At 74.4% G+C, this 8,949-nt stretch carries 6 protein-coding genes; 1 reads left to right on the top strand and 5 read right to left on the bottom strand.

The window, feature by feature from the left end:
• Window positions 1–170: 170 nt before the first annotated feature.
• Together DQW06_RS04215 and treY are read right to left on the bottom strand one after the other, a co-directional pair.
• Window positions 171–1,013, bottom strand: a complete 843-nt coding sequence (locus DQW06_RS04215; RefSeq protein ID WP_071623204.1) for a putative RNA methyltransferase — start codon at window positions 1,011–1,013, stop codon at window positions 171–173.
• A gap of 175 nt (window positions 1,014–1,188) precedes the next feature.
• Window positions 1,189–3,573: a malto-oligosyltrehalose synthase gene (gene treY, locus DQW06_RS04210; RefSeq protein WP_117197992.1), complete on the bottom strand. Its 2,385-nt coding sequence runs from the start codon at window positions 3,571–3,573 to the stop codon at window positions 1,189–1,191.
• A gap of 213 nt (window positions 3,574–3,786) precedes the next feature.
• Between treY and pstS the strand changes: the two genes are divergently transcribed.
• Window positions 3,787–4,932, top strand: coding sequence for a phosphate ABC transporter substrate-binding protein PstS (pstS, locus tag DQW06_RS04205; RefSeq protein WP_013153299.1), 1,146 nt, complete (start codon window positions 3,787–3,789; stop codon window positions 4,930–4,932).
• 314 nt (window positions 4,933–5,246) lie between these two features.
• Here pstS and DQW06_RS04200 read toward each other — a convergent pair whose 3' ends face one another.
• The 3 genes from DQW06_RS04200 to DQW06_RS04195 form a co-directional block, all read right to left on the bottom strand.
• Window positions 5,247–6,914, bottom strand: coding sequence for a glycosyltransferase family 2 protein (locus DQW06_RS04200; protein ID WP_013153300.1), 1,668 nt, complete (start codon window positions 6,912–6,914; stop codon window positions 5,247–5,249).
• Between the two features lie 201 nt (window positions 6,915–7,115).
• Window positions 7,116–7,289: a hypothetical protein gene (locus DQW06_RS28835; RefSeq protein WP_041552714.1), complete on the bottom strand. Its 174-nt coding sequence runs from the start codon at window positions 7,287–7,289 to the stop codon at window positions 7,116–7,118.
• A gap of 199 nt (window positions 7,290–7,488) precedes the next feature.
• Window positions 7,489–8,490: a C40 family peptidase gene (locus DQW06_RS04195; protein WP_013153302.1), complete on the bottom strand. Its 1,002-nt coding sequence runs from the start codon at window positions 8,488–8,490 to the stop codon at window positions 7,489–7,491.
• Between the last annotated feature and the right edge of the window lie 459 nt (window positions 8,491–8,949).

Raw genomic sequence — 8,949 nt, 5'->3', positions numbered from 1 at the left:
GCGCCCGCCATCCGCGGCTGCCGGTGTTGCCCGGACCTGCCCGTTTCGGCCGCCGCGCGCCTGACGGCGGGTCCGGAGGGAACTCCTGCGACCGACCGTCCCCTGACCGGCCGCTCCCCCGGCCCCGGGGAGGGCTCGCACCCGGCAGGACTCTCCTGGGAGGGCCCCGCTCAGCGGAGCGGGCGGTAGAGGTGCAGGCGCACCGACGCCGTGACGGCCGCGGGTTCGGGCAGGGCGGCGATGCGGGCGCGCAGGTCCCCGGCGTCGATGTGGCGGGCGCTGGGCCCCATGCCGACGACGGTCGCGGCGTCGGCGTGGTCCAGGTCCATGGTGAAGCGCAGGTCCTCGGCCCCGGCGGGGGCGAAGTGGCCGTGCAGCGAGTCGGCGAGGCGTTCGTCCTTGCGCGGGTCCACCTCCAGCAGGCCCAGCGGTCCGCGCAGTTCGGCGAGGTGGTCGGCGGCGGGGACGAGGACCAGCAGTACCCCGTCGGCGCGCAGGACGCGGTGGAACTCGGCGGCGTTGCGCGGCGCGAACACGTTGAGCAGGGCGTCCGCGGAGCCGTCGCGCAGCGGCAGGCCCCGCCAGGCGTCGGCGGTCACGGCGCCGCCGCGCTCGTGCGCCCTGGCCGCCTTGCGTGCGGCGAACTTGGAGGCGTCGGCGGTCAGCCCCACGGCGTCGGGCAGGGCCTCCAGCACCCGGGTCAGGTGGTGCCCGGTCCCGCCGCCGATGTCGGCGACCAGCGGGGCGGGCGCGGTGAGCTCACGGGCCAGGGCGGCGGCCAGCGCGGCGGAGATCGGGTCGTGGTGTCCGGCCTCCTGGAACCGGAGGCGGTCGGCGACCATCTCCCGGCTGTCGCCGGTCCCGGGCGGCGTGGCCCCGGTGAGCAGGCTCGCGTACCCCTCCCTGGCCACGTTGAAGCTGTGCCCCGCGCCGCAGGAGAGCCCGCGCTCGCCCGGGTCGAGCCCGCGTCCGCAGGAGGGGCAGGCCAGGGCCGCCGCGACGGCCGCGGGCATGCGCAGCCTGGGGCCGGTGGTGTGTGGGGTGTCGGTACGCGCCATGATCGCGGCAAGCCTACCCGCGCTCCGAAGGGGCCGGGGCGCAGCGGCGCGACGCCCCGGTCTCCTCCGACGCGCCTCCCCGATCGCTCCACGCCGCCGTGCGGCGAGGCCCGCCTCAGGACGGCGCTCCTCACTCCCGTGTCAGGACCGCCACCGGGTACCGGTCGAGGACCCCGGCCAGGTGCGCCAGGGTGGGCCCGTCGGGGCTGTCGGACACCACGGCCCGGCCCGTGAGCCGGTCGGTCCACGTCCCCGGCCCCGAGGGCAGCGCCACGACCGTGTCCGCCCAGCCCCCCGCGTCGGCCAGCCCGACGGGCAGCCGGGTGGCGATCACCGCCAGGTCGGGCCGGTCGGCTCCGGCCGAGGTCCGCGCGAAGGCCAGCGCGTGGTCCCGGGCCGGGCCGGAGGCGGTGAGCGGCAGGTACCCCCGGGGGCGCAGCTCGCGGCGCGCGCGCAGGCACGTGCGGACCAGGTGGAGCTTGGCCGCGCCGGTGGCGTCCACCGGCGGGCGCCAGCCGTCCTCGATCCGGGTCAGCAGGTCCGCGCGGGCCTGGTGGTCCACGGGCCTGCGGTTGTCGGGGTCCACCAGGGACAGGTCCCACAGCTCGGTGCCCTGGTACAGGTCCGGGACGCCCGGGCCCAGCAGCTGCACGGCCTTCTGCCCAAGGGAGTTGCTCCACCCGGCCTCGCGCACCGACTCCACCACGGAGGCCACCTCCCCGCGCAGGACCCTGTCGCCCAGCACACGCGCTGGCCAGGAGCGGACGCGGTCCTCGAAGTCGGGGTCCGGCTCGGTCCAGGAGGTGCCCAGCCGCGCCTCGCGGGCGGCCTTGAGCAGGTAGTCGGCCAGGCGCTCCTCCCCGATGGGCCAGGCGCCGACCAGGGTCTGCCACCCCAGGAGGTTGAGCGCGGGTTCGGGCAGGGCGCACCGCCCGGTCCAGCGGCGCACGGCCTCGGCGAAGGGTTCGGCCACCTCCGACAGGGCGGCCAGGCGGGCGCGCACGTCCTCCGAGCGCTTGGTGTCGTGCGTGGACAGGGTGGTCATGGTGTGCGGCCGGGCGGCCTCGCGGCGGGCCGCGCCGTCGTGGAACTCGCGCGGCGTGACGGCGAAGTCGGCGGGGTCACCGCCCACCTCGTTGAGGGCGACGAACCTGGTGGTGCGGTAGAAGGCCGTGTTCTCGGTGCCCATGGCCACGACCATCCCGCTGGTCTGCTGGATGCGCCGCGCGGCCTCGCCCCGGGGGTCGCGCCGCACCCGCATGTCGAGGGCCTCCAGGTCGTGGGCCAGGTCGGGGCGGTGCCCCATGGCGGTCTCCACAGCCCGGGCCCAGTCGCGCTCGCCCTCGGGCAGGTAGGAGCGGTACACGTCGAAGGCGCACAGCAGCTCGGCCACGGCCTCCTCGCGGCGGCGCACCGCCTCGGGCGAGGGCGTCTCCCGCCCCCGTTCCGGCCGGGGCGGCAGCAGGGCGGCGATCCGCCGCACCTCGGCGCGCAGCAGCTCGGTGGCGGCGTGGCGGCGTGCGCGCAGGTCGGCCCGGGCGACGTCCACCTCCACCCCCTGGTCGAGGGCGAGGGTGGTGAGATCGGCCTCACCGGAGGGGTCGACGAACACGCCGCAGAGCTCGCGCAGGGCGTCGTACCCGGTGGTCCCGGCGACCGGCCAGGACTGCGGCAGGTCCTCGCCGGGGGCGAGGATCTTCTCCACCACGACCCAGCCGCCGAAGCGCTCGGCGAGGCGGCGCAGGTAGCCGCCGGGGTCGGTGAGCCCGTCCACGTGGTCCACCCGCAGACCGTCGAGCTGGCCGAGCTCGGCCCAGCGCAGGATCTCGGCGTGGGTGGCGTCGAAGACCCCCGTGTCCTCCACCCGCACGGCGGCCAGCTCGCTGACGTCGAAGAACCGGCGGTAGGTGAGCTCGCCGTCGCCGCGCCGCCAGGACACCAGCCGGTAGTGCTGACGCTCGTGCACCGCCTCGACGGAGTCGCCGGGTTCGTGGGTGCCCGGGGCGAGCGGGTAGCGCTTGTCGTGGTAGGCCAGGCAGCCGTCGGCGAGGACGAGGTCGGCCAGGGCGGCCCGTCCGCCGTCGCCGTCGTCGCCCAGCACGGGGATGAGCAGGGGTCCGGCGTCGAAGTCGATGTCGAAGCAGCGCGCGTACACCGAGTCCCGGCCGTGGGCGAGGACGTCCCACCACCAGCGGTTGGCGTCGGCGCGCACCACGGACATGTGGTTGGGGACGATGTCGGCGACCACGCCCAGGCCCAGCTCGTGCGCCTTGGCGGCCAGGGCCTCGCGGGCGGCGTCCCCGCCCAGTTCGGGCGAGACCCGGGTGGGGTCGACCACGTCGTAGCCGTGCTGGGAGCCCGGCGCGGCGGCGAGCATGGGGGACAGGTAGACCGCCCCGGTTCCCAGGCGGTCCAGGTAGTCGAGCAGGTCCGCGGCGTCCTCCAGGGTGAACCCGGGGCGCAGTTGGAGGCGGTAGGTTGACGTCGGAGCGGTGGACGTGTCGTGCGTGCTCATCACGCATCTACCCGTGCCCGTACCGTCCGCGTGTCATGCACGCCGGTCCGCGTGAGCGCCATGCCACACGGGGCCGCCTTGGGGGTGGTGGTCCACCGATGGTTAAATTCTTCGGCGGTGCTCCATCACCAGCGACGACGCGCCCGTTCGGGGACGCGCGGCGGTGAACGCAGACCAGGACCACCGACACCGACGAAGGGGATAGAAGCAGTCGTGCTCCCGTCCAACAAGCGCACCAAGACCGGCGTCCTGCGCCACAGCGGGGCCTCCAGGGGGGCCGCGTCGGCCGCGCTGGCCGGCCTGCTGCTGGCCGTGACCGCCTGCGGCAGCGACCAGGCCGTTCCGGACAGCGCCGCGCCGGAGGTTCCCGAGGGCCTGGAGTGCTTCTCCGGCAGCCTGTCGGGTGCCGGCTCCAGCGCCCAGGAGAACGCGATGACGACCTGGATCGCCGGTTACCAGTCCGCCTGCGACGACGCGCGCGTCTACTACAACTCGATCGGTTCGGGCGGCGGGCGCAGCCAGTTCATCGACGGCGCGGTGGCCTTCGCCGGGACCGACGCGGCGATGGACCCGGACGAGAACGCCGACGCCAGGGAGCGGTGCGGCGGCTCGGACGTGGTCAACCTGCCCGCCTACGTGATCCCGATCGCGGTGGTGTTCAACCTGGAGGGCGTGGACTCGCTGAACCTGCGCCCGCAGACGCTGGCCAAGATCTTCAACCAGGAGATCACGCGCTGGAACGACCCCGAGATCGCCGAGGACAACCCGGACGCGGACCTGCCGGACATGGCGATCACCCCGGTCAACCGCTCCGACGACTCGGGCACCACGGAGAACTTCGCCAACTACCTCAGCGCCGCGGCGCCCGACGCCTGGCCGCACGAGCCGAGCGGGCAGTGGCCGCTCACCGCGCGCGAGTCGGCGCAGGGCAACAGCGGTATCGCCGACACGGTCGAGCGGGCCGAGGGGTCCATCGGCTACGTGGAGATGTCGCACGTGCACGGCATGTCCACGGTGGACATCGGCGTCGGCGGCGAGTTCGTGGAGATCTCCCCCGAGGCCGCCGCACAGGTGGTCGCCGAGTCCCCGCAGCGCGAGGACAACCCCAGCGAGTACGACCTGGCGCTGGACCTGGACTACGGCACGACCGAGGCGGGCAGCTACCCGCTGGTCCTGGTCAGCTACGAGGTCGTGTGCCTGGACTACCCCGACGACGCCCAGGCCGAGCGGGTCAAGTCCTTCCTGCGCTACGTGGTGAGCCCGGAGGGGCAGTCGGCCGCCTCCGAGGAGACCGGGTCGGCCCCGGTCAGCGACGCCCTGCGCGAGAAGCTCCTGGAGTCGATCGACGCCGTCGGCTGAGCGGTCGCGGCGGTGACGCGGTGACGCGGCGGACTCGGGCCAGGCCCGGTCCGCGGTCGGGGACCGCGCGGCACTGAAGCGGCGGGGTCCGGCCGTGCGAGGCGGACCCGGACCGCGCGAGCTGCGGGAACGGACGTCACGGGCACGTCGCCGAGGCGGCGTGCCCGTCGCACACCCGGCGTCGGGTACCTTGAGTACCGGCCGCGTCGCCCTCGGTCATCCCCGGGATGCGGGGGCGCTCGGCGGGGTCCGCCCGCTCTCCGGGTCGATGTCTTCCCCCATCTGCCCGGTCGCGGTCGGGCCCCGGGAGGCGGTCAGCCGCGCTCGCGGCGCAGCCGCTGGCGGGCCCGCGCCCATCCCGAGCGCAGCCACCCTCCGGACCGCGCGGCGCCGGTGCGCTCCTCCCCCGTCCCGCACTCCCACGTCCCGCACTCGCCCGCCGGGCGCTCCTCGGTCCCGGCCCGCGGGGACGGTGCGGCCAACTCCGCCGGTTCGGGTTCGGTGCGCGGGGGCGGCGGCACCGAGCGGTACAGCGACAGGTCGGTCAGCGTCTCCTCCCCGGCGTGGATCCGGTAGCGGCCGTGCAGCGCGGCGACCACGTCGCCCAGGTCCTCGTCCTCCTCGCGCACCCGCAGGGCCCGGGCCAGCGCCCGGGTGCGCCACAGCCTCACCCCGGCGTCGCGGGTGGGCGAGGCGGCCGGGAAGAGTTCGGTGAGTCCCGCCCGGGCGCGCTCGGCGCTGGCCAGCAGGCGCGACAGGGCCACCTGGCCCAGGCCCCAGGAGACCGGGACCTGGAGCAGGAAGGGTGAGGGGAAACCGGTGCGGGGCGCGGACGTGGCGAAGGAGATCCGGGGTTCGCGCAGGTAGTTGGCCTGGATCAGCCGCAGGTCCAGGTGGGGTCCGCCGACGTCGCGCCGGGCCCGGCCGTCCACCGCCCGCAGCCGCCGCGCCCCGCGCGCTCCCCCTCCCTCCTCGGCGCCCTCCCAGTCGGCGACCAGGGTCAGGGCCAGATCGGTCTCGGCGCTGTCCAGGAGCCGGTCCACACAGCCGCGGACCAGGTCGTAGGGCGCGCCGGAGACCTCGACCACGGCGTGCACGAGCGGGATGCGGCGCCGGTGGGCCGGTACCCGCTCGCGGTAGGCGTGCGGGTGCGGCATGAACTCGGCGAGGACCTCGGTGCGGAAGCGTTCGGAGGGCAGCCGGGTGCGCGCGGTGCCCGCGCGGCCCACGTGCCAGCCGGTGGCGGCGGGTTCGGGCAGCAGGACGGCGCCCGCCTGCCAGAGGCGGTAGCCGAACTCGGTGTCCTGGCCCAGGTCGAGGTCGGGGTCCACTCCCCCGGCGGCCTCGTACAGGCTGCGGCGCACGGCCGCCGCCGCGCCGACGTAGGCGTGGAAGCCCAGGTGGTCGGCGTCGCGCAGGCCGTCGCTCCCGGTGAGGACGCGCTCGACCCACGCGTGGTGGCGGCCGGTGTCCAGGGCGCCGTGCAGGGCGTCGGTGCGGGCCAGGGCCAGGACGTCGGTGGGGCTCTGGGGCCCGGTGTCGGCGAAGCGGACCCGGCCGAGCGTGACGGCCTCGGCGTGCACGTGGTGCCAGCGGGCCTGGGCCTCGACGAACTCGCGGCACACAACCATGTCGGCGTCCATCCACAGCAGGACGTCGCCGGTGCTGGAGTGGGCACCGTAGGCGCGGGCGTACCCGGCGCCCCAGCCGCCGTCGGGGACGGTCAGGACGCGGCAGTGCGCGGGGCGCAGGTCGGGCAGGCGCAGCGCCGGGGAGGAGTGGTCGTCCACGACCACGACCTCCATCAGGTCCTCGGGGTAGGTCTGCGCGGCCAGGGAGGCCAGGGCGAGGTCGAGGCGGCGCTGCCCGCCGCGCGCAGGGATGACGACGCTGACCCGCAGGTCGGGGGTCCAGCGTCCGATGTCGGGCGGTGTCAGCGCACTCCAGTCGTTGCGGAAGACGCGGGTGAGGACGCGTTCCACCCGGCCACGGTGCGACACTCCGTCAACATGAGACCCTACGTGCTTATTCAGTGACACATAGTAACCATACCCTCACTCGGCTCCACCGCGGAGGCCTTCGCCCATGTGTCAGGAAACGGGTCCGCGGCGAACGGACCGGGCACACGTGCGGGGACGCGCCGCAGGGGTTCGGGCGGCGCGTCCCCGACAGGAGGTGCGCGGTCAGCGGTCCTGGCCGCTCTGCGCCCTGAGCATCCGGACGCCGAGGTAGACCACGCCCGCGAGCAGGGCGACCATCAGGAGCCAGACCAGGAGGCCGACCACGACGGACAGGATCCAGAAGAAGGCGATGACGACCGCGACCGCGGCCGCGACCCTGAACACGAGAGGTCCCATGGGCGGCAGAATACGCGGAGCGCACCGCCGTCCGGAACCCGCGTCCCCGACCCGCTCGCAAGAAGGATGCGTCGGCCGAACCCGTGCGGCGCGACCCTTGTACCCACAGCGCTTCTGGAGCTCCGGCACCGGCTGTGAGTACAGGACCACCGCGGGCCGGAGCCCTCGCGTCACACGAGTGACGGTTCCGGTCGGTCCACTAGCCGACGCGGACGGCGACGGTGAAGACGCTGTCCCAGTAGGCGGCCAGGGAGACCTCCTCCAGCGGCTTGGACGGGTTGGAGCCGTGGATCATGTTGCCGTTGCCGGAGTAGATCCCCACGTGGCTGGGCGAGGACTCGCTGTAGAAGAACAGCAGGTCCCCGGGCTGGACCTCGTCGCGCGAGATCCGGGTGCCGGCGTTGACCTGGTCGTAGGTCGTGCGGGGCAGGTTGACCCCCGCCTGGGCCCACGCCGCCTGGACCAGGCCCGAGCAGTCGTAGCCGTCGGGACCGGTACCGCCCCAGACGTAGGGCTTGCCGATCTGGGCGCGGGCGAAGTCCAGGACGGCCTGGACGTCACCGGAGGCCGCGACGGCCTCGCCGCCGCCCGTGGAGGCCTCGGAGGCGGTCGGGTCCTGCCCGTCCAGGCTCTCCAGGACCTCGGACTGCTCGTCCAGGGCGGCCTCGCCCTCCTCCTTGGCCGTCTCGGCCTCGGAGAGCGCGGTGGAGGCGTCCGCCTCCGACTCGGCCGCCTGGTCGCGCAGGTCCTCGGCGCGCTCCACCTGGGCGACGTAGTCGTCCAGGACGGCGTCCTGTCCCATGGACAGGAAGTTCAGGTCGGCGATGTTCTGCAGCGACGCGTCCGGGTCGCCGCGGAACAGGACCGTGAAGAGGCTGTGCGTGGACCCGGTGTAGGCGGTCTGGGCGATCCCGGCGACCGTGCCGGACATGGTCTCCAGTTCCTCCTGGGCCCTGGCGAGCTGCTCCTCGACCTCCTCCAGTTCCGCCTCGGCGGCCGCGTGGTCCTCCTCGGCCTGGTTGTAGGCCTCGTTCAGGGCCGAGAGCTCCTCCTGGAGCTGCTCGTAGCGTTCGCGGGCCTCCTCTGCGGTGGGCTCGGCGAAGGCCACGCCCGAGGACAGGACGACGGCGCCCAGGGTGGCGCAGCCGACCGTCGCGACACGGCGCCTGCTGCGCCTTCCGGGCTCGGGGTTGCGAGTCAAGGGACCGACTGCCTTTCTCCCACACCCGTCTACCAGCGCAGGGCATCCCGAGGACGCGCCCGGGTGAGGACGCGTGGAATGCGGCGAGGGGGATCCCGGCGGGCGGCGCTCAAGGGGGCCGAGGGAGGTGTGCCGGAGTTCTGCGGTGGCCTCTGCTCATGGGAAAGGACTGCTCGTGAGCGAGAGTGCGACGGAAACCGGACGCCGTCACCCTTGTGGTGACTAACGGGGGCGTTCCGGCCTGAGGGAACACTAATTCACCACCGGGAGCGGTCGCGACCCTTTCGTTACCTTCCCTTGGGCAACCCTCTGACCAGCGGTTCCATAACAAGAGGCCCGGAAAGCCCGCCCGAGCGGGCGTGACGGGCCCTAGTTCTCCCCTCTGAAGACAGGCCAAAACGAGGCAAAGGCCGCAGAAAAAGTGGTGTGTATCACGCGAACCACTGGAAGGGGCGGGGG

It is taken from the genome of Nocardiopsis sp. TNDT3 (assembly GCF_003427465.1).
GTDB lineage: Bacteria > Actinomycetota > Actinomycetes > Streptosporangiales > Streptosporangiaceae > Nocardiopsis > Nocardiopsis dassonvillei.
This window is presented reverse-complemented; position numbering and strand designations above follow the sequence as displayed.